Source organism: Fodinibius salsisoli (assembly GCF_026229185.1).
GTDB lineage: Bacteria > Bacteroidota > Rhodothermia > Balneolales > Balneolaceae > Fodinibius > Fodinibius salsisoli.
Genome location: NZ_JAGGJA010000014.1, coordinates 47100 through 73515, shown reverse-complemented (window position 1 = coordinate 73515; position 26416 = coordinate 47100). Strand labels below are relative to the sequence as shown.

Genomic DNA, 26416 nt, shown 5'->3' with positions numbered 1-26416 from the left:
AAAATAAATAGCGACTTTTTTAATTTGTCACCGGGATTCCACGAGGAATAGTACTGATATCTATAGTCTGAATATTAGCATTAAATGTATTATTGATAGCATTAATGGCAGCGTTGGCAACAACTCCATGCCCTTGGTTACTCGGGTGTACACCGTCAAAGCTAAACAATTCGCCTGGAACGGGCCGCAGTGTTTCGCCACCAATGGTGACTCCACCTTCTGCAAGTATCTGGCTAAACCTTGCATTGATATCAACCAAGGCGTATCCATTGCTTGATGCTGCTGAGGCAATGATATTATTGTATTGCTGCACGACCCCACGGGCCTGCGCAAATTCAGACGCACCCGTAGGAGGGGAAGTAATGGGGCCATCGAGCACAAGATTGTTCGGGATGGGATTTAACGGGCTTACAGGCGGAGGGTTATTCCCACTTTGTATACCAGCGAAATAACTGGATGAGGGGAGCAACAGAAAATCATTTTGTTGCATAACACGAGGAGCCTCGGAGGTTTCAATATAAATAGGTAGATTTCCCTGAGGGGTAACCAATTGGTACGTTCCCGTAGCTTCATCAAAAGTAATAGCCCCTTGCTGTACGAGTCGTTGCCTCACCAGGAATACATACGGAATACTGGCCACATCAGGGATATTAAACAGGGCAGCCCCGGCTTCGGTTTGTGCGAGGGCTTGCATGGAAGCCTGGTAAAGTTGCTGGAAGTTCTCAGGGGGAAGGTAGTTTTCGGTTCCACCGCTGGTTACATACCGCAGGATATCATTATTGCCCAGCCAAAACATAACAAATGTTGGATTAAGGGCGGCCAGCTGTTCCGCTTGGGTTGCTCCCATATCTCGAAGAACAATATCAAAAAACGGATTGTTACCTCTGCGGGCCGAGTAGGGCGCTCCCGGTAAATCCTGGCCGGTAAAATCAGCTAAGATACTTCCCGGGACACCGAGATTGTTGTAAGGACGGTCGAGATCGGCGTTGATGGGTTGGCCTTGTTCATCGGTTGGCACGGGCGTATTGCTCGGATCAGTAGGAGGAAGAGAGCTGTCGAGTTCTAACCGGCCACCAATTCCGGGATCGCTGATAAGGGGTTGCTCAAAATTTTGAACAGACTCAACCTGTCCCGCTACCAGGGAAGGAAACGAATACCGCTGGCCCGTATTATATAGGGCACTGCTTTGAAAGCCAGCAGTCAGGCTGTTGCCTACCGCTGCGACCGTTGTAAAGTCAGCACTGCCACTTTCCGCTTCAAAGGTTACATCATTAAAATCTTTACAAGAATATAGATTCACTGACGTAATGACAAACGCCAGAATGAGAAGAGATAATGGTTTTCGAAGTTTCATAATAAGATCCCCTTAATGCTTAGAATTTCATGGTTAAACCGAGTGACGGTAAGTTCGCATGCGTATTATAAACGCCATGCAAGCCATTTACGGATGATCTGTTTTCCCTCTCCTTGGCTCGAATAAAAATATAGGCGGCATCGATAGCCAGGTAGTCGGTAACAGCATAGCTCAGGCCACCTGAAAAGAGTAGACGGTCAGAATCGGGGAGGGTGGGATCCATATATCGTTCATTGAGAGGGGACCGGTCAAAAGTAAATCCGGCGCGCAGGTCAAGCCCGGTAGTAAAGGCATCCGTATATTCGCCGCCGAGCCTGAGTTGCCAGGAGTCATCGTAGCCACGGGTGCTTGCGAGCTGGTCGGACTGAAAAGCAGGGATCGTCTGGTCAAATTCAATAACAAGCTCGTCGTAACTGGACCATCCCCACCAGATATAATCAGCTTCCAGGCTTAAATTTTCGGTCGCTTGTACATTGACCGCAGCCACCCAGTTGGCCGGTAATTCGAGGGTCGTGCCACCGCCAGTATTTTCGGGGAAGAGGGAGGGAGGTAGATCCCCAAAGTCTGCGTCTCCGCTATACTCTGTTGTTACTTTACTTCGATAGGTAAAGCCAAGCGTGACCATTTCGGTGGGCTCATAGAGGAGGCCGAGATTATATCCAAAGCCGGGTCGCTCCAATTCTCCCTCAAGATCGAATATGTCATTCTGGACTGCAAACTCTTCTACCGCCCGAGAGAGCTCTACTTTCCCATAAGCGGCAATCACTAACCCTGCTCCAACTTTGACCTTTCCAATGCCAAAATCGGGTAACTGGTATCCTACAGTAGGTTGTACAAAGATGGTTTCGATGGAGCTATTAATAGCTTCTGTACGCCCAACCCAGTCTTGGTCCCATTTGGTTCCCAATCCAAAAGGGGCATATACGCCAATGCCAGCGGTAAGTCCATCCTGAATTTCGTAGGAAGCATAAAAATTGGGGACAAAGAAATTCTGTTCCTCCATATCGTACCTTTTATTACTGCTTGGATAGGCGGAAGAACTCGCAAATGGCCCTCTAAAGGAGGAACGCGGAGCAATAATGGTCCCTCCTCCGCTTATCCGGAGTCCATCGAGTCCACTCAAGCCGGCCGGATTGTAATAGATCGTAGATACATGATCGGCATAGGCTGCAAATGCACCCAACATGCCGTTGGCACGAATGCTGGCTTCATAGATCGAGAAACCACTGGAATAAGCGGCCCCGGAGCTCAATAACATGAGACAGATAGTAGCTAATATTTTTCGCATAAAACCTCTGTGATAAATTAGAAAGTTAATATGAGGTAATTGGTTAAGATGACTGCCTGAATTTCTTTATTTTAGATGATTGCTGAAGTCTAAAAAGGCAACGGGTTAACACTGTTAACTTGAACAAGTTAAAATTCGGCAAATATAAAAGCAAAGTTTGTGGGAAAAAGGACAATTTTAATTCACCTATAAGAAATAATTTTCCAGAACAGGTAAAGATAATTTATGGATTGGTTTGAAGAGTGGTTTGATAGTCCACTATATGAACAGTTATATGCAGATCGGGATGAGGAGGAAGCAAGACGGCTAGTCAATTTGCTCACACAGACGCTTCCGTTGGAGAAATGTTCAAAAATATTGGATTTAGGATGTGGTCGTGGAAGGCACGCCATCAATTTATACCGCGAAGGGTATGATGTTACAGGTATTGATCTTTCGGAGCAGGCGATAGCGACGGCCCGGGAGAAGGCTGAGGCACTGGATGCTGAACATTTGCGATTTGAAGTGCGGGATATGCGAAATCCGTTACCGATGAAGTTCGATGCTATTGTTAATTTATTTACGACTTTCGGCTATTTTGAAACAGAAAAAGAAAATGCCAGCGTCTTTGACAGCATCGTACAGATGCTAAAACCAGGAGGTGTTTTTGTGTTGGATTATTTAAATGCGGCTAAGGTTCGTCGGTCGATCCAACCCTCTGATGAAGGTGCTTTTCACGGTATTGACTATAAGATACGACGATATATTAAAGATGATGCCGTACACAAAGAAATCAAATTTAAGGGAGATGGAGACCATGTTGAGGGAACAAAAACCTATTCGGAACGGGTTAAACTTTATGAGCTTCCATGGTTTAAGGAAACAATGCACGACCGTGGATTGGTAATAGACCAGATATACGGCGATTACGAAGGAAATGAGTTTAATCCGGATACGAGCTCACGCTTGCTGATTATCAGTCATTTAGAAGAAGATGGCAAAAGTGAGAGGTGAAAAGGAAGACGCTAAACGTGATGTAAAAAGTAGTGCCAACAGCTCTAAAACGTGGCTTTAGGTGGCCCAGCTAATATTGTGTAGCTATCGTTTTATGTTTTTTTACTCACTTTTCATTTTTGCCGTCTCACGTTTGTTATCTATAACACAGTCTCTGTAAATACCTCTTCAGCGCCGTGCGGGGGGCGGTCGAGGGTCCATGTTTCGAAGTAGAAGTGACGCTCTGAGCCCATTCGTTTGCTATTGATGCTAAAAAATCGAAAATCTTCTTCTACCAGGGGCTGAAAGGCATCAAATAGGGAAGGATAAATATTCTCCATTGAAAGCAGATGCAGGTCGAATCCATCATGAGCCTGTTCTTTATACATGACATAAGCTCCCGATTTTAAAATATTGCTAAGACCTTCTTTTTTATGGCCAATATTAGATTCTTCATCAATCCGAAGTGTTTCAAAGTCTATGGTTGGCTCTTCTGATGCAATAACCATAACGCCCCCAATATCCGTAGCTGACAGGGCTTTACTCAAATTCTCGAAAGAACCTGTTGAAGTGTAGATGGTACGGTCAGAGAAAACATCTCCAAGCTGATTGATGATATGAGAACCCTTATTGAGGGTGTCGAGCCCAAACTTTTCTTCCTCCAACCGCGTTCCGGTAATATAGAATTTCGAGTAAGTGGGGTCGGGCTTCATAAAGTCAGCCAGCGTAGCCTCAACTTCTTCGGGTGTTTTATTGGCATTTCGTTTTGCGAGTTTGTCCAACCGCTGATCATGGTTGAAGAAGAGCTTGAAAATATCCATATAGATATGCGCAGTGTGTATTTCGTATTACATATTGTTTAGCCTGTTCTGAAGATACGCAATACTTCGTACGCAATAAACTCAAAATAAAAGCCCTACTCCATTTTATATAGAGCAGGGCAATAATATAAAATAATAAACCTGCTTAGATCATTGTAGCAATAACCAAGGCTACAACGGACATTAACTTGAGCAGAATGTTGAGTGAAGGACCGGAAGTATCCTTAAAAGGATCTCCGACCGTATCTCCAACCACGGCTGCTTTGTGGGCCTCAGACCCTTTGGTAAGCGTTTCTCCATTGTACTCATAACCTTCTTCAATCATTTTTTTCGCATTATCCCAGGCACCACCGGCATTGGATTGAAAGAGGGCCATGAGCACGCCCGAGGCCGTAACGCCTGCCAATAAGCCACCCAGCATCTGGGCACCGCCGAGAAAACCAAATGCTACGGGAACGACAACCGCCAGCACGCCCGGCGCAACCATTTCGCGCAGGGAGGCCGTTGTGGAAATATCGACACACTTTTCATATTCAGCCTTTCCAAGTGCTGTTTCAAATATTTTTTGATCTTCAGAGGACCACTCTTCAAGTTTTTTTCCTTTGTTGTTATTCATAGCCTCGAGTCCTGCTTTCAGTTCAGGAATTTCATGAAATTGACGGCGCACTTCTTCAATCATAGACATGGCTGCCCGCCCTACGGCCTTCATGGAAAGCGCGGAAAATAGAAAGGGTAACATCGCCCCGATGAATAACGAGGCCATGACGGTCGGTCGGGTGACGTCAATACCTGTGAGGGCTACTTCATGCGTGGCATTGTAGGAGGTTATAAACGCAGCAAAAAGAGCCAGAGCGGTTAGAGCCGCCGAACCGATGGCAAATCCTTTTCCAATGGCAGCAGTCGTATTTCCTACAGCATCCAGCTTGTCTGTACGCTCTCGCACCTCTCCGGGGAGTTCGGACATTTCGGCAATGCCGCCGGCGTTATCAGAAATAGGGCCATAGGCATCTACGGCCAGCTGGATACCTGTATTGGAAAGCATACCTACGGCGGCAATGGCAATACCATAGAGTCCGGCAAAATGATAGGCGCCAATGATAGCGGTGGCAATAATTACAATGGGAATAGCCGTTGACATCATCCCCACACCCAAACCAGCGATAATATTGGTTGCTGATCCGGTTGAGGATTGTTCAACAATAGATTTTACCGGTCCTGTTCCTGTTCCGGTGTAATGTTCGGTGATTAGCCCGATGAGTAAACCGGCGGCTAATCCAAAGATAGTAGCCCAAAAGACGCCCAGGCTGGTAATAGTATGCTGGGCGCCTGAGATAGGATCAGTAAACGTCCAGCTGGCGGGAAGCATCCATTGAATGAGAAGATAGGATGCAATAAGCATAATGGCTGCTGAGACAAATTCTCCAATATTGAGTGCCGTTTGTGGGTTTCCGCCCTCTTTGACGCGGACAAAAAATGTGCCTACGATAGAAGTTAAAATACCGGTTCCCGCCAGTACAAGAGGCAGCAGCACTGCAGAAAGCCCGTTAAAGTTATCCGACCATTCTGGATTGGCCATAAAAGCTGCGCCCAGCACCATAGATCCGATGATAGAGCCCACATAAGATTCAAATAGGTCGGCCCCCATACCAGCTACATCACCGACGTTATCGCCGACATTATCAGCAATAGTGGCGGGGTTTAAGGGGTGGTCTTCCGGGATACCCGCCTCAACTTTACCCACAAGGTCGGCACCTACATCTGCCGCTTTGGTATAAATTCCACCACCGACACGGGCAAAAAGTGCGATAGAAGAAGCTCCAAAAGAAAATCCGGTAACGACAGCCAATACTTTGTTCACACTTTGGTAGGAGCCTGTGCCAAACATATCACCGAATAACCAAAATAGTAGTCCTAATCCTAATACTCCTAATCCTACAACCCCCAGTCCCATTACAGAGCCGCCTGCAAAAGCAATGTTCAGGCCTTTGCCTAAACTTTGTCGAGCGGCATTAGTGGTACGCACGTTCGCCTTGGTAGCCACTTTCATGCCTATAAATCCAGCCATACCGGAACAAAAGGCACCGATAATAAAAGAGAGCGAAACAAGCCAGTGAGATGTTTCAGCATTGGCGGTAACACCAAGAAGTACTGCAACACTGAGAACGAAAATCGAGAGTACTTTATACTCAGCCTTCAAAAAGGCCATTGCACCACGGGCAATGTGATCACTGATGTTGGACATTTTAGCCGTTCCAACATCTTGCTTTGAAACCCAGGAAGATTTAAGGAATGTATAAAGTAGAGCTATTACACCGCTGGCCGGTATAAGGTAGGTTATTAATGTATCCATAGAAGTATGAGTTGTCTTTGAGCATTATTATTGGCGAATATAATTGGAAAAGTAAATAATCAATTACGGAAAGTGTTACTGGAAAAGCAACAAGAGGGGAGGGAGGGCCAAAATTGGAGGGTAGTGGCAGGACATTCTGCCTTTTATAAATTTCGATCGAATTTTAAAGGGAGGGGTAGTTTCTGAAAGTTCAGAAAGGTAATAATGTCAAAGGCCGTGGGTACGTTAATTAAAATCATTCATAGCCTGTTCGATACCCTCTCTTGTAAAGGTAAAGGTGGCATCAACGGCCTTTTCTAAAGTCGATTCCATAACGTCAGCTTCTTCTGCTGTAAAGGAAGAAAGTACATGTTGCACCTGTTGGCCTTTGGGAAAGTCATCACCGATGCCAATGCGCAAACGGGGAAACTTGTTCGTACCGAGTTTCTGGATAATATCCTTAATGCCGTTATGTCCGCCAGCACTTCCCCCGGGCCGTAACCGGATGGTTCCAACATCAAGGGCAAGGTCGTCATAACAGATCAGGCACTGGCTGGGTACTTCTTTATACCAGTCCAATACCTTGCGAACGGCATCGCCGCTTTTGTTCATGTAGGTGGTAGGTTTTACGAGGTAAAGATTATGGCCCGCATGGCGACCTTTACCAACATGAAAAGGGCCCTTGCCGGGCCCCATTCGTACTGACAGTGCATCTGCCAGTAAATCGATAAATTCAAAGCCAATGTTATGACGAGTCCCGGCATACTTTTGTCCGGGATTGCCCAGACCTACAATAATAGGCATAGCGTCATTCCATCAGATTTATGAAGATCGTTATTCGGTTGCTTCTTCGTCACCTTCTTCGTCTTCTCCTTCTGCAGCTTCCTCGCCTTCGGCAAGTTCTCCTTCTTCGCCTTCGGGCAGTTCGCCTTCTTCGAGCTCTTCTTCGCTGGGCTCTTCGGTAATGAGAGAAGAAGTAAGCAGTTCTTCGGACTTTGGAGGACGTATAGTAACAATGGTCCGGCCGAGATCATCGAGGGGTATAATACCTTCGAGGTCAAGATCTCGCACGTGCAAAGAATCACCAATTTCAAGGGAGCTTACATCTACGCTGTAAACGCCGGGGATAAGATCAGGCGTTACACGAATGCGCAAAATGTGCATTGGCTGGAAAATACGACCGCCTCCTTCTGTAACTCCGGCTGGCGTACCATCGAGATGGATAGGTACACTCAGGGTAACCTTATGGTCATCAGCCAATACATAGAAATCAACATGTACTGGTCGGTCTGTCAATGGATGAAATTCTACCTCTTTGAGCAAGGTGCGGTAGGTTTCCCCGTCAACTTCAATCTCAATAATTTGACGCTTGCTCACAGACAAGACCTTCTCAAGCTCAAGTTCATCAATTGAGAAGTGAATGTTTTCATCAACTTCAGGTCCGTACAACACGCTGGGCACACGCAGAGCATCGCGTAGTGCATCGGCGGCCTTGCGACCGGTTTCTCTTACTTTTCCTTCTAATGTAACAACTTCAGGAGTAGTCATGATTCTGTTAAGTTAAATTTTTACCACTAAAGCACAAAATCACCAAATGTGATTTCTCAAAATTCGATAATTTTCAGTTTGTACAAAGCTTTATTCGATGAATGTAAGCTATAGTGAAGATTATTAATTAGTGCTTTCGTGTTTTTGTGGTTACCAAGTTAATCATCAAAAAGTGCGCTGATGGTATCGTTCGTATGGATACGTTGGATCGCTTCTGCAAAAATTCCGGCTACACTTAATACCTGTATTTTATGTGAAGGCTTGCGCAGCGGAACAGTATCCGTTACCAAAAGCTGGTCAATAGGTGAATCTTCTATACGCTGATACGCAGGGCCCGATAAAATAGGATGCGTACAGGTGGCGATAATATTTAGGGCACCCCGTTCTTTGAGGGCCGATGCGGCATTGGTAAGCGTACCTGCCGTGTCGATCAGGTCATCGACGATGAGGACATTTTTGCCTTCAACTTCTCCAACAATATTCATGACCTCAGCCACATTCTGCTTAGGTCTGCGTTTATCAATAAAGGCCAAGCGTGCACCAAGACGTTTCGCATAAGAGCGAGACATTTTAAGACTGCCCACATCCGGCGCTACTACCACCAGGTTATCTATCGGATTTTCATTGAAATAATCGATAAATAACCTGCTGGCATATAGATGATCAACCGGGATGTCAAAAAAGCCCTGAATTTGTGCCGCATGAAGATCCATGGTTAAAATGCGGTCGGCACCTGCCTCAGTTAACAGGTTAGCCATCATTTTAGAAGCAATAGAGACCCTCGGCTGGTCTTTTCGGTCCTGCCGGGCGTAGCCAAAGTAGGGCATCACGGCTGTTACCCGCTTCGCGGAGGCTCTCTTTGCAGCATCCAACAGAAGCAAAAGCTCCATTATATTATCTCCCGGCGGGGTGGTTGATTGTACCACAAAAATATCTTCCCCGCGGATGCTCTGCTCATACTTAACATAGAGCTCGCCATCTGAAAATGGCCTGATGGTTACTTCTCCCAATTCAGTACCATATTGCTCAGCGATAGCTCGCGTCAAAGCTAAATTACTACGGCCGGCGAATATAGCTAATGGGGTGTCCAAAGAAGCGAAATTCAGAAGTTTAAAATAAAAGAAAAGGATGGCCTTGCAGTCATCCTTTCTTGTAAGCTTTTATGTTGTTGCCCGGGGAGGACTCGAACCCCCACTGACGGTACCAAAAACCGCTGTCCTGCCATTAGACGACCGGGCAATTTGTTCCCTTTTTTAAGAGATTCAGATAATAGGGATTTACTGATTATTAATCAAGAGAAAATTTCATTTTTAAACACAAAACATTTTTGACATCCTCCTTTTTGGCAATAGTTGCGCAACTGGTGGATGGTTCCCAGTTTGTTGTTATAGAGTGCCGGACGAAGTTCAGTTTTGTGAAACTTCTTCAATAGTGATTTTGGTAGCTTTACCTCATGGTTAACCCACAGGTTCCAGGCTTTATCTTTTAGTGATGTTTTATGGAAGAGATTGCCCAATATATATAAAGAAGGCAAAAAGACGGTTCCAAATAGAATAGAAGATCGTTCCGGACCCACAGAAGGGGCCATGTCGATGGACTGAATGAGTTTTTTCCACGACTTCTGCGGGGGCGTGCGCATCCAGTGACCAAACGGCTGCTGATAAATATACCAAAACGCAAGGGCCGCTTGCTGAATACGGATGCGGGGCTGGTTATTCGGCCGGCACCCTTTATGATTCCATTTATAGGAAGTAGGCGAGGGGCTGTCATCCAATAGCCCGGAAAGAGATAGCGCATGGCGTTTACAATCGTCTGCTGAGTCGAATTCAGTAATTCGTTCAACTAAGTGGGAGCACAATTTACGCATTGATTCGCGGTTATGGGAAATGCCCAGGCCGTCGAATAATGCAACCGTTAGAATTTTTAACCAGGCACGGCTGGGAGGGAGATCTGGGTCATAGAATGATAGCAGGTCATCAATTTTTTGCTCAAAATATTCGTTGTGCGCTTTTTTTATTTGCCGGGCAAAAGCTTCTTCAGAAATATAAGACAGTTGTTTGCTGCAGGGAAGCTGAGGATGTTTAAGGTACTCTTCCAGAAAGGCCTCCAGCGGATGTGAGAGCTGGGGAGCAAGGCATAAAGTAGGCACCGAAGTTCGATCCTTGCGGAGGCTACGCTGATCTGTGGAGCGGAATACCACATGCAGAACAACATTGTTATATCGCGGATCCTGCCCGTGGCCATGGGCATGCCAGTCGGACAATTTCCAGTGTATCTCCACATCACCATACCACTGAAGTTGACCAATTTCTATTTGGGCACCGGAAAAATCAGGGCCGTCGGATTTATTACTTTGGCCGGGAAAATGTATTTTAACCGGATCTCCGGAAGCAGTATGCAGGCTCCGAGTGTTAAAATTGCGGGTCTCCCATATCCAATGGAGGAGCTTTTCATGGTATGTGGGAGCAGTTTTACGCACCGGTTAACCCATCGTCACTCAAGTCGATATTTTCGGTAGCCTCATACAAGTCGGGAATGTTACGGCGCAGCCCTTTGTGTACATTTTGACGGATGTTATGAAGCTCTGTTTCTCCTTTCTGGCGAGCTGTCCTGTGATGTTTACTCATCCAGTCAGACAGTTCTGAGGCCTGCGATGATACCCAGTGTCGGGTTTCACGGCCATTTCTGGGAGTCAATAAAACGCCGAGTGTTACTCCCCCAATAAATGAACCGGTAGCTAACAAGAGGGAACGGAGGCTGGATCTCTTTGTCATAATAAGTCTGTTTTAATGAATGTTACCTTATCTGCTAATCTTCTATATTTAAGGTATGAAATGTGTCAGATATTTTAAATGTGCAGAGTAATTATTTTTATAAAATTTAATATAAGGTAATATGATTGATACAGATACGTTGACACTGATGACGGCAAAGCGAGTTCAGCGAACGCTGGAACGCATGGCTCACGAAATTAATGAACAGAATCGATCCAATAATCCGGTATTGTTGTTCGGTATCGATCAGCGTGGTTACGTCGTGGCCCGACAACTGGCAGAGATGCTTTCAAATATTCTGCGGGCGGATATAGAAGCCCGGCAGTTTTTGGTAAAGGAAGGTTCGGAAGAGAATAAGCAGTGGAGCCCAGAAGAGGCCGACAAGAAATATTTTATAGTCATTGTTGATGATGTGATCTTTTCAGGTCATACCATGTTCAGAGCCTTAAAAGCAATCGATGAATTGCTGAAACCAAGTGAAATGCATACGGCGGTGCTTATTGACCGTGGCCATCGGAAATACCCGATTAAAGCAGAATTTTGTGGTATGGAGTTGCCCACTAAGCTGGATGAGCATGTAACCGTGGTTACAGATGAAGACCATGTTCAACAGGTCCGTTTGTTTCATCAATAAAGTAGTGTTTCCCGGTTTAATTATTTGTTGTATTTTTAACCCGAAATTTTTCCTTAAAACGACTGCATCAATATGCGCAAATATGCCTCCTTGTTTGTTCTGATAGTGCTGATACTATCGGCAGTCCGGGATGTATCGGGGCAGGAAGCAATCCGGATAAGTAAACTTCTTGAGGATGATGAAGATATATCTATCCATGATATTTCCAGAATTGATCAAACGGTCATCGTTGCTGACTCTTTGGAAGGTTGGGATGCTTCTTGGGTTAGCGGGCTTAATGGAGCCCAGGCTGCTTATGACAACTGGAGCCAGGGGGGGACGAATACTATAAGTGTAACGGCCTCTACGGTATTTAACCTGATGTATCGTAAGGATCGGTTTGCCTATGCCTTAAATACCAATTTTAAGTATGGTAAGGCAAGGATTCAGGATGAAGGGACGCGCAAAACCGACGATCGTATTGCGATCAATAATAAATTCAGTTATCTCTTCGATAATAAGCGCTGGAGTGCATTTGCCAATATCAATTTCAGTACTCAGTTCGACAAAGGATTTAACTATAATGTGCCGGATGGGGAAAATCCTGAATTGATTTCGGAGATTTTTTCGCCCGCTTATTTTACCCAGGTTGTTGGTATTGCCTATACTCCAGCTGATTATTTTTCTGCACAGACGGGTTTAGCAATGAAAGAAACTATCGTTGCGAATGATGCACTGGCAGAACGTTATGGGTTATATGACTCCGAAGTAAGCAGGTTGATCGACCCATTTTCATCGGGTTCGTACGGGGTTTATACCAGAAATCCTAAAAGCTTCCGTTTTGAGCCTGGTTATTCGGCAGCATTCTTTTTTGAAAAGGATATTTTTAAAAATGTTCACCTGGTTAGTTCTGTAGAGACTTTTACCAACCTGCAGCGGCATATCAACCGGACAGACATTAACTTTTCTAATGAAGTAGTTGGAAAGATCAATGACTTTATGAACATGTCTTTCCAGTTCGTGATGATCTATGATGAAGACTTTTCAAAACAAGTGCAGGTTAAGCAGGTTCTTTCTGCCGGTTTATCGGTCAATATATTATAGACATATTAATAGACTCTTGAATTTGAAAAGGTTGTCATATAGTTATAAAGCCCTCCGGAGAGGAAGGCTTTGTAGTTTTGGTGCGCTATGCTAAAGTTTGTGGAGGCCAGTGGATGACTTTCGGTTTTGTTGTCGGCTAATCTACATCAAATTCAATACCTTGGGCCAAGGGCATCTCCGAGCCCCAGTTAATAGTGTTTGTTTGCCGGCGCATATAGGCTTTCCAGGCATCAGAGCCCGACTCACGTCCCCCGCCGGTCTCTTTTTCGCCACCAAAGGCACCACCAATTTCTGCCCCGCTGGTACCAACGTTGACGTTGGCGATGCCACAATCGGATCCCCGGGCGCTTAAAAAGGTTTCGCCCTCCCGAATATTTAACGTAAAGATGGAAGAGCTAAGCCCTTGTTTGACACCATTATGTAATGAAATGGCTTCATCGAGGTCAGAATACTGAGTCAAGTAAAGGATAGGTGCAAAGGTTTCTTCCTGTACGATGTCCCAGTCATTTTGGGCCGTCACGATCGCCGGTCGTACATAATGCCCCCCATCAAGTTGTTTGTTTTCTAATACTTCTCCACCATAAATAACTTCTCCGCCTTCATCCTGCACCTCTTGTAGCGCGTTCTGCATATTGTCAATTGCCTGCTGATCAATCAAAGGACCAACAAGGGTATCTTCTTTGAGGGGGTTGCCGATATTAACTTCTTTGTATATTTCAACGAGCCGTTCTTTGAGCGGGTTAAACACCTCTTTATGGATAATCAGCCGCCGGGTAGAAGTACAGCGCTGTCCACAGGTACCGACAGCCCCGAAAGCAATAGCCCGGGCTGCCATCTCTAAATCAGCATCTTTTGATACAATGATGGCGTTATTTCCACCCAGTTCAAGGATCGTCTTCCCCAGTCGTCCGGCAACCGTTTTGGCTACTTCTTTACCCATGCGAATAGAACCGGTGGCTGAAATAAGCGGAAGGCGCTCATCTTCGGTCATCCATTCACCAACTTCGCGTCCACCCGTAACAAGGTTGAAAATACCTTCCGGCAGGTCGTTACGTTTTAAGACTTTGGCAATGATATTTTGTACGGCGATACTGCACAACGGTGTTTTCTCGGATCCTTTCCAAATCATTACATTGCCGGCCACGGCTGCGATCATGGCGTTCCAGCTATAGACGGCGACAGGAAAGTTGAAGGCAGAAATGATACCTGTAATGCCCAGCGGATGCCACTGCTCATACATTCGATGCCGGGGACGCTCAGAGGGCATCGTTTTTCCATAAAGCATGCGCGACTGACCGACTGCAAAATCGCAGATATCAATCATCTCCTGGACTTCTCCAAGGCCTTCCTGGTAAATTTTTCCCATTTCATAAGTCACCAGTCGTCCCAAGTATTCTTTATGTTCTCGCAGTTCCAGCCCAATTTGGCGAACTATTTCACCCCGTTTGGGAGCCGGAGTCATACGCCACTCTTCAAAGGCTTCCAAAGCAGTATTTACCACTTGGTCATACTCTTCTCTGGTAGTGACGGTCGTATCTGCAATTTGGGAGCCATCGATAGGGGTATGGCTCGAAATGGTTTCTTTTGCACCCGAGCCTATAAACTTTTGTCCGGTACTCGTTCCCAGGTTGGTGCCCTCAATGCCCAGTTTCTTCAGAAATTCCATGATGGATCTAATGTCTTTTTTTACTATTCGTTGGGCGTTAAGATAAGGATAGTTTTTGTGTTTAAAAGAAGAAGCTGTTTAATTTACGGGCTAAGAAGATAGAATCGTTATTCAAAAAATATTTTATGAGAACTGCGTCTAACCGTCAGCTAACCCTCCTGCGAAAACTGAATCGGAAGAAATACCGAGTACAAGAGCAACTTTTTATAGTGGAGGGGGGGCGAGCTGTGCGCCAGGTTGCAGAGAACCAATCTGTGCGTATTAAAACGCTGTTTTTTGACAAGACACGGGGGTATCAGAGGGAAGAAGAATGGAAGAAAAGAGCGAAAAAAGTTGAGGGCGTTATTTTGGATGAAGCGCATTTTGCGGAGGTCAGCGATACGGATACGCCCCAGGGAGTGTTGGCTTTATGCCATATGCCCGAAGAAGCCTCCATTGAGTCCATAAGCCGAAATGAAGGCATTGTCGTGGCTTTGGATGCTGTACAGGATCCGGGCAATGTAGGCACGATCATTCGCACGGCTTCCTGGTTCGGGGCGCGGGCACTTTTGTCCGGTAAGGGAACGGTTGATCTTTTTCACCCTAAAGTAGTGCGTAGTACGGCGGGAGCGACCGGAACCATTCCTCATCTCAATGGAGGTTTGGCCACATTACTTCAAGCTCTTGAAGAAGATAGCTGGGAGGTGTTGTTGCTTAACAAGGGCGCCAGATCGGTACCGCTTGCCTCTCTTAAATCCAGAAGAAAGAAAACGGTGCTTGTTGTCGGTAATGAAGGCCATGGCATTGACAACCGGCTTATGACGGATAATCGCCACCAGGTAGAAATTTCTTCGCCTTCCCCGCAGCCGCCGGTAGAAAGCCTAAATGCGGCCATCGCCACCTCTATTGCCTTATACCATTTGTCAAACTGAGCGTCAGTATCCCCATATATTAACTTTTAATTAACTTCATATTAACTATTGATTCTCACAGGGTGATTATATAACGTTGTAATAAGAATACGTTGTTTGTCACTGTTCTTTTGAAATCAAAAATCTACGCTCTATGGCTCCTGTTGATAAGCAAAAGATTTTCGTTCTTGATACTTCTGTTCTTTTATATGATTGTGACGCCGTCAAAAACTTCCAAAAAAATGATATTGCCATTCCTATTACCGTGTTGGAAGAAATTGATACGTTTAAAAAGGGGAGCAATGTCATCAATTTGCATGCCCGCGAATTCAGCCGCTATCTGGATAAAATATCAGATAAAAATATGTTGCAGAAGTGGATCCCCCTTAATGGAGAAACGCATGGGAAGCTTCGTGTGCTCAACAACGAGAACAGTGAAATAGATGCCGCCGAAGTCTTTGGTAATGCCAAGAATGATCACCGTATTCTGAATGCCGTTCTGAAGCTGATGGAGGATGAACCTGATAAAAAGGTCATCCTGGTTTCCAAGGATATTAATCTGCGAATTAAGGCGCGGGCCCTCAGTATAGATGCCGAAGATTATGAGAGTATCCGTATCAAAGATATAGACCACCTGTACAGGGGCAAGACTGAGCTCAAATATGATGATCCTGAGCTGATTAACCGCTTATATGAGGAGGGACAGCTGGAACCGGAAGCCGTTTTGGAGGAGCCGCCCGCCAGCAATCATTTCTATATTCTAAAAAATCATTCCAGTTCGGCTTTGGGGTACTATAATGCCCAGAAAGATCTTATCGAACCCGTACACCGGAATACCGCCTATGGAGTAACCCCACGGAATGCCGAACAGACCTTTGCGCTGCAGGCCATTATGAATCCCGATAATTTACTGGTGACCATCACCGGGGCAGCAGGCACGGGAAAGACGCTGCTGGCCCTGGCAGGAGCTATGGAACAGCGCCACAGTTATCAACAGATCTACCTGGCTCGTCCCATTGTGCCACTCAGCAATAATGATATTGGTTACCTGCCGGGGGATATCAACTCGAAGATCGATCCCTACATGCAACCATTGTGGGATAACCTGACGTTTATTAAAAATCAGTATCCGCAAACCAGCAAGCAGTATCAAAAAGTGGAAGAGATGCTTGAAAACGAAAAGCTACGGATTATTCCATTGGCGTATATCCGCGGTCGTAGTCTGTCAAACATTATTTTTATAGTGGATGAGGCGCAGAACTTAACCCCGCATGAAGTTAAGACAATCATTACACGGGCTGGAGAGAATACTAAAATTATCTTTACGGGTGATATCTATCAAATTGATACACCATATCTGGATACCCAGAGTAACGGGCTTTCTTTCTTGGTAGACCGCATGCATGATAATGACCTGTATGCCCACATCAACCTGGAAAAAGGTGAACGTTCTGAACTGGCGAACCTGGCAAGTAAGCTGTTGTAAGCCAAAAATCCACGGACTCCGGATAAATTATTCGTAGGTCAATTTAGTGAGTGGTTAACGTTGATTGAAATAGAAGACCGGTTAATATATTATTGATAGAGAGACTCAGCTCTATTTGTGACCCACCTTTGCTCCCTTCCTAAAATTAGGGAGGGAAAATTCATGATATTTTCACTGGATCTGCTATACAACCATATCAATGAGTTTCTCTCCCTGCGGAGTAGGGAGAAATTAAAAGAGGCTCATGCGTCTCTTCCCCTGCTTGGAGGGGAAGAACAAGATGGGGTCGCCAAAGAAATGCTCATACAAGCCAAATAGCTTGACAAACTCTACCAATTCCAACCGATCCATGCATTTATTGTAATCAACGATAAAAGGGTTTATCCAGGGCACGACCATGACCCCGGCAGCCAAAAATCGGAGTGGGGAGGCCGACTTCAAGCGCTCCGAGGTCCGGGGCTTTTCCTGTGGAGTCATCGTTCACGTTGGGAATTTTCATGCCTGCGTCAACCGCTTTGCTGTTGGGCTTCAGTTTAAAATTCAGGTCCGTTGCATGATAAATGGTATGCGGTTTTTGCGGATCCGGTTGTTGAAGGTCTTTAAAAATGTTGTAATCGACCGTTATGCCATGCTCTTCAAGACCGCTGGTTCTGCTAAAACCTTCCAGGGTCTCAAAAGACCAGCTGTCTTTATAGGAAAGTGAATAATCCCGCACCTTCCAAAGGCTTGGTGTAATCCACACATACTGCCGTTCTACTCCCTGGTTTGGCCGATACCCATTGTAGTCCGATGTTGAGTAGGAGGTAGCAAAGGGAAAGACAGCAATTCCCTTTCTGTGATCTCTGCTCAGGAATAGGTTATTCCGGAAGTGTGAGTTGGAATGAATTTCTAAATTTTTGGTTATGTCGGCTATAAAAGTGTTGTGATAGGCAACCAGCCCTGCCGGTTGGTTATAAAATTTAAAAGCTCCTCCCGATGGAATGTGATATAAAACATTGCGAATAAAGTAGGCCGGCCCACCAAATAAAGGCTGCGCGCTCAGTCCGCTCTGAGCAGCATTTACTCCGCGGTTGCGCATGATACGGATATTGTGAACACCGCCATCAGCTTCAATAAAATCGTCATTTACAAGATGGATGTCATTGTTATAGATATCAATTGACACCGCGCGCAACTGTCGTTCTTGCTCAGGGCTCCCGTAAGTGGAAATAGAAATACCGTCATGGAAATATGCTATTGAATTGTATGCAATAACATGTCCGGATCCATATACCTTTATGGCCATATAGCTATTTAGAAGATACTTGCCATAGGGACCGGGATTACTGTGTCTTCGGTCCGTCCATCCGAGAAGGCGGTACCGGTCATTTCGACCAATGATGAGATTGTCGACTATATAAAAGTTTTTTGATCCGGCATATTCTGTCCGAATTGCTTCTCCCACTTCTTCAAACCGGCAGTTCCTGATCGTGAGTCCGTTGGCCCCCGTTATTTTTTTTCGCCCGGCATCGAATACACGGTCTGCATTTATGAAAGTGATGCCTTCAAAAATATGATGTTCAGTAGCCATCACATTGAAAAGAGTGTGAGCACCTGCGCCATCGAAGAGCACTTCACCATCTCCGGCGGCTTTGATCACAATCGGTCGCTGAGCGGTTCCCTTGGCAGTAAGAAAATAAGTACCGTCAAATGGAATACTTTCTGGATTAATGTAGTCAGACCTATCCGCCCTGTAGAGCCCCCCATGCAGCATAATGATATCACCGGGCTTTACTTGGTTTTCATCTACCAAATACCAATCGCCTATTGCTTTTTGGGAACCATTGTAGGCTTCCATAAGCCCTGTGAAAGCAGGCTCTTGCTTTTCCCCTTTCCAATGTTGAGGATATACATGCAATATGCGACCGTCATGGGCTTCTTTAGGTTCCGCGCGCGTGCGGACTGTGACCGTCTTCACCGCTTCTCCCTCAACCCCGTCGGGATCTCTTAAGGTAAAACGACATTCATATTCAGTATCCGAATGAAGATCCAGGATACTCCCGGCAAACATAGCGGGAGTTACATAGTCAATTCCTGCCCTTTCTGTAATTTTTTCTCCTCCAATTCGCAGAAGCGGCATTCCTTGCTTCCAGTCAGAGTCGGACCCCGCGGCCCTATACTCAACCAAGACTTCGGCATTACGGTTATCGTCCCCATCAATTTTCCACTCGAATCCTAAATTTTCGAGGGTGGGTGGTTCGACAATAAATTCGCCTGAATGAACAGTATTTTGAGAGGCTGTACATGTTGGCAGTAACAGGTACACCCCTACACTTAACATCCTCAAAAACTTGTAGTCCCAAACATTAAAAAACTGAAAGCAACGGTGAAACATCCCATTTATCTCCTTGAATTTTAGTTATTTTCTAATATTTACCCATAAATGTCTGATTTTGTTCCGGTTATAATTGATAAATATTTTGGGCTGGAATCAGTATTTTTAAGGAAAGTATTTGAAATGCCTCTTGACGACCTGCTATTGAGGGAGGTACGAAACAAAGTAAATATTAGTAAGACATAAATGAGTCCTATTTTGCCGAGACAAACGGGGCTGCACTCAAGCTGACTAATTTTAGGCTCCCACATGTTGAGCTGCAATCCATCCGGTAGTCCAGGCCGATTGGAAGTTGTAACCGCCGGTGATGCCGTCAATATTGAGCACCTCGCCGGCGAAGTAAAGACTAGGGCATATTTTACTCTCCATAGTGCCCATGTTGATTTCCGGTAGCGGAATTCCTCCGCTGGTCACAAACTCTTCTTTGTAAGTGGTTTTGCCCTGAATTTGATAGGTTGCTTGCACAAGATTTTGTGTCAGCTTATGGATCTGGCGATTAGAAAGCTCGGCCCAGCGTAAAGTCGGCTTGATGTCAGAGAGCTCTAAAAACCGTTCCCAGAGTCGATTGGGGAGAGGAAAAAGATCCTGCTTGTCAGTTTGTTTTCGGGCATTCTTATCCCTCAGTGCTTGAAGTTTTTCTCGAACTTGCTGTTCATTTTTGGGATAGAGCCAGTTAACCCGAATAGTGAATCGGTACTCCTCATCGTACAGATACCGGGCGGCCCAAGCCGATGTTTTGAGTACCGCCGGACCACTGAGTCCCCAGTGCGTAATCAGCAGAGGTCCGCTATGTTTAAAGGAGGTTCCCTCAATGGCGACTGAGGCCTCTGGAACGGAAATGCCGGCCAGGTCTTCAAATATTTTACGGCGAAAGTCAAAAGTAAATAACGAAGGAACCGGCTTCTTAATAGAATGTCCAAGTTCGCGAAGCCAGTCATACCGACTGCCACGGTTTGATCCTCCCGTTGCAATCAGGACGAAGTCGGCCGTTAATGATGTTGCTCTCCGTAGGTGAACTTGAAAGCGATTATCATCGGTAACAGATAGAGCTTCCACAGGGGTTTTAGTACGAATTTCAATATTGTGTTTGATTGCTTCGGCCTTAAGACAATTGATAATAGTAGCAGAATCATCAGTGGTGGGAAACATGCGGCCATCTTTTTCGGTCTTTAGGGAAATGCCCCGATCTTCAAACCAACTAACGGTATCTTGGGCCTGGAATTGCTCAAAGGCCCACCGCAGCTCACGCGACCCTCGTGGGTAAGCCTGCGACAGTATTTCCGGATCAAAACAGTGGTGGGTAACATTACATCGGCCACCTCCAGAAATACGTACTTTAGACATTACTTCGCGGCTGCGTTCAAAAATGATAACCTGAAGGTTCGGATTCAGACGTGCTGCATTGACCGCTCCAAAAAAACCAGCTGCTCCACCACCCACAACGGCTAATATCTTCTTACTCATAGGCTCGTTACTGCAAACTTAAACTTCGACATATTCTGAGGTTACTTTTTCTTCAAAGAAAGTGGTGGCATGCTGATCAAAAGTTTCTGGAGCATCCGTGGTTAGAAACCGACGGCTTCCGTTTTTAGAACAGTTTTCGTCAATTTCGGGATGGCGCTGCAAGTAATCCTCCAGACTGGCGGCCACAATAGGACCTTGGCTGAGTATGGAAATATTGGAATTGAGCGTACTGCGGATTTTATCCTCCAGCAGGGGGTAGTGCGTGCAGGCCAGCAGGAGGGTATCGATATCAGGCGATTGTTGGTTTATTTCATGAAGGTATTTTTCGACAAAATAATCGGCTCCGGGGCCGTTGTGCTCATTATTTTCTACCAGGGGTACCCACATAGGGCAGGCTTGTTGATGCACAATCAGTTCGGGAAACTGATGCTCGATTTCCATTTCATAAGAATCGGATTGGATCGTCCCCGTAGTTCCCAGAACGCCCACATGTCCCGTATTAGAATGTAAGCCAATAACTTCAGCCGTGGGTCGAATGACTCCCAAAACACGTTTATTGGGAGCTATTTTAGGTAGATCCCGTTGTTGGATGGTTCGTAAGGCTTTGGCCGAGGCTGTATTACAGGCTAAGATAATCAAATGACACTGCTGGGAGAAAAGGTATCTCACGCACTCCAGTGTGAACTGGTAGATAGACGCAAAAGAACGATTGCCATATGGGGTTCGGGCACTATCACCCAGGTATAGGTAATCATAGGAAGGGAGTCGGTGTATAATATCTTTCATCACCGTGAGGCCACCTACCCCGGAGTCAAAAATACCAATAGGACCTTTAGAACTGCTCATCTATCTGGATAAAATTAATAAATTCAAAAAGATGGAAGTTAGAGATTAACGGAGAGCAATTAAAAATAAAAAAGAACAATTTATCAGGCCTGACCTACTAGGCTAAACTAAAGGAACTACCTGCTGAGCTGGGGGAGGATATTTTTTGATTTTTCTTTGGGGGTAGACGGTTTGGCAGTTGTCTAATAAACAAACGATTGCCTAACGATACACTTTGATATGGAGTTGAATGAACCAGATTATTCCCTGTTGGCTCGTTACCTGGCCGAGAAATGTACGGTTGAGGAACGCCAAATAGTAGAACGGTGGATAGTGGAGGCGCCGGATAATGTACGAAAGCTCAAAGAATTTAAGCGTATTTGGGAATTATCGGGTGCTGAGAGAAATTCGGAAAGAGAAGGACGTATTCCGGAGCAGGAATGGGAACAACTTAAGTTGCAGATGAACAGCGAGGAGAGAAAAGGAGCACGACTAACAAACATTTCTTCTACCTCGTTATATGAACACAAGCGGTTTTCTATTCACTCAGCCTTTCAAAAGACAATCCGGGTAGCTGCTATACTTTTGGTGGCGGGATTCTGTGGAATTTTTGCCTATTCCCATTGGTCTGAGTCAACTACAGAATCGGTATCCAGGGAGCCTATACTAAAAGAGATAAATACTTCGGTTGCACAGCGGGCTAATTTGACACTCGGCGACGGAACGGAAGTCATATTGAATGCAGATTCGAAAATGGAGTTTCCAGAGAACTTTGCGCCCGATATCCGGGAAGTCTATTTGCAAGGGGAGGCTCATTTCAATGTTAAAAGTAATCCTGACAGACCATTTGTGATTCACTCCGCTGGAACCGTAACCCGCGTGTTGGGCACCTCTTTTGCCATTCGGTCCTACCCAGAAGAAGCACAAGTGCAAGTGGTGGTTGAAGAGGGGCGAGTCTCTTTTAGATCTACGGAAAAGCCCTCTTCCTCGGCATCCATTTTAAATGAAAATGAGCTTGGGCGATATCTGTTGTCGGATGGAAGAGTGGTTACGGACAGCGTTGATGATATGGAGCTTTATCTGGGGTGGAAGAAAGGGATCCTGAAATTTAAAGAGGCTCCGCTAAGCAAGGTAGCCCGGGAAATAGAACGCAGGTATGGCGTGCAGGTCACTTTCGAAGAGGAAGAGACCGCCGCAATGTCACTGACAGCTTTTTTGAAAAGCCGATCCATCAGAAATGTTCTGGATGTGATTGCTACATCGCTTAACATCAATTACAGGTTTGAGAACAATGATGTCACTTTTTACCAAGAATAGTCAATTAAAGAACTTGTTTTATCTTCACAATAGCCATAACACATTACATGGGGGATTTATGAAAAGATCGCTAAAATACAGAGGATTACAGTTCGTAGTCTGGGCACTGTTTACCATACTACTGGTTCCGTTTGCAAGGGGACAATCTGCCACAGCAGAGGGGCAGTATTTGTCATCAGCCAAAAAGAAACCGATGGGACAAGCCTATTATTCGGTCAGCAAATACTCTAACCGTATTGCAGAGTTGCAACGTACAATATCCGTTGAAGCTCATAAAACACCGATTAGGGATATATTGGAAGATATCGTAAATCAGGCAGATCTCGGGTTAGCCTATAATGCCGGGTTGCTTTCCTTAAAAGAACCGATCACCATACAGTTGGATAAGGTGCCGGTTGGCAAAGCTCTTGAACAAGTGCTAGAAGAAACAGCTTTTGAAGCCAATATTTCGCAGATGCGAGAAATTGTTTTAAAAAGGCGGCCACATCCCGAATTGCGAGTCGTTCAGCTTCAACAAAATATAGCGGGTACCGTCTCTGATGCCCAGACTGGAGATCCGCTGCCCGGTGTAAACGTTTTTGTAACCAGCGATCCCACAACCGGTACTTCAACCGACTCGGATGGGACTTACAGTTTAACCGTTGCCGACGAGGTTGACTCTCTTTCCTTTACATTTATTGGTTATGAGGGTCAACAGGTTGCTATAAATAGCCAAACAACCATTAATGTGGCATTAGAGCCACAGGTACAGGCGTTTGGTGAAATGGTGGTGACGGCTTTTGGGGTTGAGCAGGAAGAAAAAGAATTGGGTTATTCTGTTGAGCAGGTAAGCAGTGAAGAGCTAACAGCAGGACAAAGTGAAAATGTAGTAAGCGCATTGCAGGCTAAAGTATCTGGTGTACAGGTTACCAATACTGGGGGCGCACCAGGAAGTAGTTCACGAATACTTATTCGTGGTATTAGTTCTCTGGATCCGGATGCAGATAACCAACCGTTATTTGTGGTTGATGGAGTTCCCATTGATAACTCTACAATTCAGTCTCAGGATACGCCCAGGGGGTTGAGTAATCGTGCTGCTGATTTAAATCCTGATGATATCGAGTCGGTAAGCGTTTTGAAAGGCGCCGCTGCATCGGCCCTGTACGGGGTGCGTGCTGCCAATGGCGCGGTTATTATCACCACTAAAAAAGGCCAGGCAGGAGATGTACAGATTAATTTTAATAACTCCATCGGATTTGATCGCGTAAATAGTTACCCCAGTTTTCAAAAAGTGTATGGACAAGGTTTTGGGGGCGAAGCTACGACGGATAGTTTTTGGCCCAATTGGGGGGCTCCTATAGCTGAAGTTGCAGATACACTTGAAGGCTGGCAATATTACGATATTTGGGGAAACTCAATGGAAACCGGGGTTAAAATTAATAACAGTATTAGTGTTTCAGGAGGGAGCGATATCGCAACCTACTATGGTTCAGTTTCTAATCTTTCCCACGACGGTGTGATTCCATTCAGTGACTGGGGAAGAACTTCAGTACGCTTCTCAGGTAACATTAAGCCGGGTGATGATTTGCAAATTTCATCGTCAGTTAATTTTGTCAATTCGGGTGGTAATCGCGTTCCCGCTGATCGGTTCATGGAACGGTTAATGTACTGGGCTCCTACCAAAGATGTCACAGATTATGAAAAATCTGACGGAACTATGAGAGGTTATTACGGAAATGAAAGTTCCGGTACAAACCCCATTTATGACGCGAAATATTCTACCTATGAGGACGATGTAAATCGTGTTATTGGAAACGTCAATGTGAATTATAACTTGGCTGAGTGGATGAGCGCTTCGTACCGATTCGGGATGGATTATTATAGCGACCAGCGGACGAACATAACACCCGGACCTTTAGGTATAGAAAATGAAAATGTGCTGAGCAGCACTGGTTTTATCAGGGAGCGAAGAATTAATAGCCGGGACTTTAACTCAACCCTGAACTTGACCTTCAATAGAGAAATTACTGAAGAGTTATCTGCTGAATTTACACTTGGTAACGATGTGTTTGATCGAGAAAGAAATATAGTTACGGCAGAGGGTAACGATTTTGTTACCCCGAGGTTTTATAACTTAAGTAACACACGCGAAATCTCCACAGGTCAGGATAAATATCAGCGTCGATTGATCGGAATATATGGAGATCTAACGCTCAATTATAACGACTATTTATTTGTCAATACTACTGGTAGGAACGATTGGTCTTCTACCTTGCCAATAGACAATCGTTCGTTTTTCTATCCATCTGTGAGTACAGGTTTCGTATTCTCCGAAATCATGGAACTCCCAGAATTCTTTTCGTACGGCAAAATACGAGCCTCATATGCCCAAGTAGGTAAAGATGCCGATCCTTATTCGACAGGCATTACTTTTAATTCTCCAGATACATATCCCCTTAATGGACAGGTCGGATATACCAGAACTCAAACGATAGGGAGTGCCGACCTAAAACCTGAGATTACAACCTCCATAGAGCTTGGGACTGACTTAAGGTTTTGGAATGGTCGTGCTGGTATTGACTTTACATATTATAAGGCCAATAGTGCTGATCAAATACTTACAGTACCTATTTCGAATGCCGTGGGAGGGACCCGATTGATCACAAATGCTGGCGAAATAGAAAACAGAGGCATTGAGATGCAGCTGAATGTAACACCCATTGAATCAGATGATTTCCAATGGGATGTAAGAGTCAATTACAGTCGTAATAGAAATGAAGTGATATCCATCCGAGAAGGGATTGAAAGCATATTTTTAGGGTCTTCATTTGGTTATGGAGGTTCAAGGGCAAGTATCCGGCTTGTTGAAGGTGAACCTTTTGGAAATATTTATGGGACTAGTTATGCACGATATTATCCTGATGGTGAACCAGAAGATCAGCTATATGTCGACGAAGATCGTACGGTCCTTATTGGTGAGGATGGCTTCCCAGTCGTTGACAACGATCAGAAAGTATTAGGTAACGCTTTTCCGGATTGGATTGGCGGCATATACAATGGTTTCTCATATAAGAACGTGGATTTTTCGTTCTTGATTGATATCCAACAAGGAATGGATGTTTATAGTCAATACGACAACTTCTTTGCTGCTTTTGGCATAACCGAGAATACACTTGACCGAAATGAGTACCGTGTATTTAATGGAGTAACGGCAGATGGACAGCCAAATACTCAGGAAGTATGGCTTGGACAGGGGGCTGACCCGGAAGGCAGGATAGATCCAGAAACGGGAGAGGTAAGAGATTACGGGGCAGGATTTTATCGAAATACATATCGTACATCGACAGAAAATTTTGTTAAAGATGCTTCCTTTATAAAATTGCGTAATATTAATCTCTCTTATAGTCTGCCTGCAAATTGGATTCAAAGAATTCCATTTGAACGGATAACCGCATCGGCAACTGCAAGCAATATCATTCTGTATACCCCTTTTAAAGGATTTGATCCTGAATCAAGAAGTGGTCCTGCAGGGACTAATGCCACCGGATTTACAGGTTTAGATCATCCAGGTGTGTCCAGCTTTGTATTTTCGTTGAATTTCTCCCTCTAAAA

The 26416-nt window shown here is 45.1% G+C and carries 21 protein-coding genes and 1 tRNA gene; 8 read left to right on the top strand and 14 right to left on the bottom strand.

Annotated elements, in window-relative coordinates; all coding sequences use genetic code 11:
- Positions 1-19 precede the first annotated feature (19 nt).
- Together J6I44_RS16975 and J6I44_RS16970 are read right to left on the bottom strand one after the other, a co-directional pair.
- A complete protein-coding gene (locus J6I44_RS16975; RefSeq protein ID WP_265767354.1) occupies positions 20-1354 on the bottom strand; it encodes an SGNH/GDSL hydrolase family protein in 1335 nt (444 codons plus the stop codon).
- Between the two features lie 19 nt (positions 1355-1373).
- Entirely contained in the window at positions 1374-2642 is a 1269-nt protein-coding gene (locus J6I44_RS16970; RefSeq protein ID WP_265767353.1) for an OmpP1/FadL family transporter, read from the bottom strand.
- Positions 2643-2867: 225 nt separating this feature from the next.
- Here J6I44_RS16970 and J6I44_RS16965 point away from each other — a divergent pair, with 225 nt between their 5' ends.
- Positions 2868-3635, top strand: a complete 768-nt coding sequence (locus J6I44_RS16965; protein ID WP_265767352.1) for an SAM-dependent methyltransferase — start codon at positions 2868-2870, stop codon at positions 3633-3635.
- A 140-nt stretch (positions 3636-3775) separates the two neighbouring features.
- On the opposite strand, the gene J6I44_RS16960 is transcribed toward J6I44_RS16965, so the two are convergent.
- The 8 genes from J6I44_RS16960 to J6I44_RS16925 all read right to left on the bottom strand — a co-directional run bounded on the left by J6I44_RS16960 (position 3776) and on the right by J6I44_RS16925 (position 11086).
- Positions 3776-4435 (bottom strand): hypothetical protein, encoded by a 660-nt coding sequence (locus J6I44_RS16960; RefSeq protein ID WP_265767351.1) that lies wholly within the window; start codon positions 4433-4435, stop codon positions 3776-3778.
- 145 nt (positions 4436-4580) lie between these two features.
- Positions 4581-6785 (bottom strand): sodium-translocating pyrophosphatase, encoded by a 2205-nt coding sequence (locus J6I44_RS16955; RefSeq protein ID WP_265767350.1) that lies wholly within the window; start codon positions 6783-6785, stop codon positions 4581-4583.
- A gap of 225 nt (positions 6786-7010) precedes the next feature.
- Entirely contained in the window at positions 7011-7568 is a 558-nt protein-coding gene (gene pth / locus J6I44_RS16950) for an aminoacyl-tRNA hydrolase (protein WP_265767349.1), read from the bottom strand.
- 30 nt (positions 7569-7598) lie between these two features.
- Positions 7599-8312, bottom strand: coding sequence for a 50S ribosomal protein L25 (locus tag J6I44_RS16945; protein ID WP_265767348.1), 714 nt, complete (start codon positions 8310-8312; stop codon positions 7599-7601).
- 158 nt (positions 8313-8470) lie between these two features.
- Positions 8471-9403: a ribose-phosphate diphosphokinase gene (locus J6I44_RS16940; RefSeq protein ID WP_265767347.1), complete on the bottom strand. Its 933-nt coding sequence runs from the start codon at positions 9401-9403 to the stop codon at positions 8471-8473.
- A gap of 77 nt (positions 9404-9480) precedes the next feature.
- Positions 9481-9551: transfer RNA gene (locus J6I44_RS16935), tRNA-Gln, on the bottom strand.
- Between the two features lie 52 nt (positions 9552-9603).
- Positions 9604-10791, bottom strand: coding sequence for a DUF2851 family protein (locus J6I44_RS16930; protein ID WP_265767346.1), 1188 nt, complete (start codon positions 10789-10791; stop codon positions 9604-9606).
- Positions 10784-11086, bottom strand: a complete 303-nt coding sequence (locus J6I44_RS16925; RefSeq protein ID WP_265767345.1) for a YtxH domain-containing protein — start codon at positions 11084-11086, stop codon at positions 10784-10786. The genes J6I44_RS16930 and J6I44_RS16925 overlap by 8 nt, the downstream gene beginning before the upstream one ends.
- Before the next feature lie 121 nt (positions 11087-11207).
- Here J6I44_RS16925 and J6I44_RS16920 point away from each other — a divergent pair, with 121 nt between their 5' ends.
- Entirely contained in the window at positions 11208-11720 is a 513-nt protein-coding gene (locus J6I44_RS16920; protein ID WP_265767344.1) for a phosphoribosyltransferase family protein, read from the top strand.
- Between the two features lie 72 nt (positions 11721-11792).
- Positions 11793-12803: a DUF3078 domain-containing protein gene (locus J6I44_RS16915; RefSeq protein WP_265767343.1), complete on the top strand. Its 1011-nt coding sequence runs from the start codon at positions 11793-11795 to the stop codon at positions 12801-12803.
- A gap of 136 nt (positions 12804-12939) precedes the next feature.
- On the opposite strand, the gene amaB is transcribed toward J6I44_RS16915, so the two are convergent.
- A complete protein-coding gene (gene amaB / locus J6I44_RS16910; RefSeq protein ID WP_265767342.1) occupies positions 12940-14469 on the bottom strand; it encodes an L-piperidine-6-carboxylate dehydrogenase in 1530 nt (509 codons plus the stop codon).
- Between the two features lie 125 nt (positions 14470-14594).
- On the opposite strand from amaB, the gene J6I44_RS16905 reads away from it, so the two are divergent.
- From J6I44_RS16905 to J6I44_RS16895, 3 genes are all read left to right on the top strand, one after another.
- Entirely contained in the window at positions 14595-15380 is a 786-nt protein-coding gene (locus tag J6I44_RS16905) for a TrmH family RNA methyltransferase (protein WP_265767341.1), read from the top strand.
- A 133-nt stretch (positions 15381-15513) separates the two neighbouring features.
- Positions 15514-16845, top strand: a complete 1332-nt coding sequence (locus tag J6I44_RS16900; RefSeq protein WP_265767340.1) for a PhoH family protein — start codon at positions 15514-15516, stop codon at positions 16843-16845.
- 162 nt (positions 16846-17007) lie between these two features.
- Positions 17008-17163, top strand: a complete 156-nt coding sequence (locus J6I44_RS16895) for a hypothetical protein (protein WP_265767339.1) — start codon at positions 17008-17010, stop codon at positions 17161-17163.
- Positions 17164-17209: 46 nt separating this feature from the next.
- Here J6I44_RS16895 and J6I44_RS16890 read toward each other — a convergent pair whose 3' ends face one another.
- From J6I44_RS16890 to murI, 3 genes are all read right to left on the bottom strand, one after another.
- The gene (locus J6I44_RS16890; protein ID WP_265767338.1) at positions 17210-19219 is read right to left on the bottom strand and encodes a polysaccharide lyase domain-containing protein; all 2010 of its coding nucleotides are present in this window, start codon (positions 19217-19219) and stop codon (positions 17210-17212) included.
- 237 nt (positions 19220-19456) lie between these two features.
- Positions 19457-20683, bottom strand: coding sequence for a BaiN/RdsA family NAD(P)/FAD-dependent oxidoreductase (locus J6I44_RS16885; RefSeq protein ID WP_265767337.1), 1227 nt, complete (start codon positions 20681-20683; stop codon positions 19457-19459).
- 18 nt (positions 20684-20701) lie between these two features.
- On the bottom strand, positions 20702-21529 hold the full coding sequence (murI, locus tag J6I44_RS16880) for a glutamate racemase (protein ID WP_265767336.1): 828 nt from the start codon (positions 21527-21529) through the stop codon (positions 20702-20704).
- Positions 21530-21748: 219 nt separating this feature from the next.
- Here murI and J6I44_RS16875 point away from each other — a divergent pair, with 219 nt between their 5' ends.
- Positions 21749-22825 carry a FecR family protein gene (locus J6I44_RS16875; RefSeq protein WP_265767335.1) on the top strand — a complete coding sequence of 359 codons (1077 nt, stop codon included), beginning with the start codon at positions 21749-21751 and terminating at the stop codon, positions 22823-22825.
- Positions 22826-22883: 58 nt separating this feature from the next.
- Positions 22884-26414, top strand: a complete 3531-nt coding sequence (locus J6I44_RS16870) for a SusC/RagA family TonB-linked outer membrane protein (protein WP_265767334.1) — start codon at positions 22884-22886, stop codon at positions 26412-26414.
- Positions 26415-26416: the final 2 nt, after the last annotated feature.

What these genes read in the sequence shown, in the direction of transcription:
- J6I44_RS16970 (WP_265767353.1), bottom strand. Translation starts at nt 2,642, where the DNA reads ATGCGAAAAATATTAGCTACTATCTGTCTCATGTTATTGAGCTCCGGG.
- murI (WP_265767336.1), bottom strand. Translation starts at nt 21,529, where the DNA reads ATGAGCAGTTCTAAAGGTCCTATTGGTATTTTTGACTCCGGGGTAGGT.
- J6I44_RS16890 (WP_265767338.1), bottom strand. Translation starts at nt 19,219, where the DNA reads ATGTTTCACCGTTGCTTTCAGTTTTTTAATGTTTGGGACTACAAGTTT.
- J6I44_RS16905 (WP_265767341.1), top strand. Translation starts at nt 14,595, where the DNA reads ATGAGAACTGCGTCTAACCGTCAGCTAACCCTCCTGCGAAAACTGAAT.
- pth (WP_265767349.1), bottom strand. Translation starts at nt 7,568, where the DNA reads ATGCCTATTATTGTAGGTCTGGGCAATCCCGGACAAAAGTATGCCGGG.
- J6I44_RS16915 (WP_265767343.1), top strand. Translation starts at nt 11,793, where the DNA reads ATGCGCAAATATGCCTCCTTGTTTGTTCTGATAGTGCTGATACTATCG.
- J6I44_RS16945 (WP_265767348.1), bottom strand. Translation starts at nt 8,312, where the DNA reads ATGACTACTCCTGAAGTTGTTACATTAGAAGGAAAAGTAAGAGAAACC.
- amaB (WP_265767342.1), bottom strand. Translation starts at nt 14,469, where the DNA reads ATGGAATTTCTGAAGAAACTGGGCATTGAGGGCACCAACCTGGGAACG.
- J6I44_RS16900 (WP_265767340.1), top strand. Translation starts at nt 15,514, where the DNA reads ATGGCTCCTGTTGATAAGCAAAAGATTTTCGTTCTTGATACTTCTGTT.
- J6I44_RS16875 (WP_265767335.1), top strand. Translation starts at nt 21,749, where the DNA reads ATGGAGTTGAATGAACCAGATTATTCCCTGTTGGCTCGTTACCTGGCC.
- J6I44_RS16975 (WP_265767354.1), bottom strand. Translation starts at nt 1,354, where the DNA reads ATGAAACTTCGAAAACCATTATCTCTTCTCATTCTGGCGTTTGTCATT.
- J6I44_RS16895 (WP_265767339.1), top strand. Translation starts at nt 17,008, where the DNA reads ATGATATTTTCACTGGATCTGCTATACAACCATATCAATGAGTTTCTC.
- J6I44_RS16965 (WP_265767352.1), top strand. Translation starts at nt 2,868, where the DNA reads ATGGATTGGTTTGAAGAGTGGTTTGATAGTCCACTATATGAACAGTTA.
- J6I44_RS16885 (WP_265767337.1), bottom strand. Translation starts at nt 20,683, where the DNA reads ATGAGTAAGAAGATATTAGCCGTTGTGGGTGGTGGAGCAGCTGGTTTT.
- J6I44_RS16960 (WP_265767351.1), bottom strand. Translation starts at nt 4,435, where the DNA reads ATGGATATTTTCAAGCTCTTCTTCAACCATGATCAGCGGTTGGACAAA.
- J6I44_RS16955 (WP_265767350.1), bottom strand. Translation starts at nt 6,785, where the DNA reads ATGGATACATTAATAACCTACCTTATACCGGCCAGCGGTGTAATAGCT.
- J6I44_RS16920 (WP_265767344.1), top strand. Translation starts at nt 11,208, where the DNA reads ATGATTGATACAGATACGTTGACACTGATGACGGCAAAGCGAGTTCAG.
- J6I44_RS16870 (WP_265767334.1), top strand. Translation starts at nt 22,884, where the DNA reads ATGAAAAGATCGCTAAAATACAGAGGATTACAGTTCGTAGTCTGGGCA.
- J6I44_RS16925 (WP_265767345.1), bottom strand. Translation starts at nt 11,086, where the DNA reads ATGACAAAGAGATCCAGCCTCCGTTCCCTCTTGTTAGCTACCGGTTCA.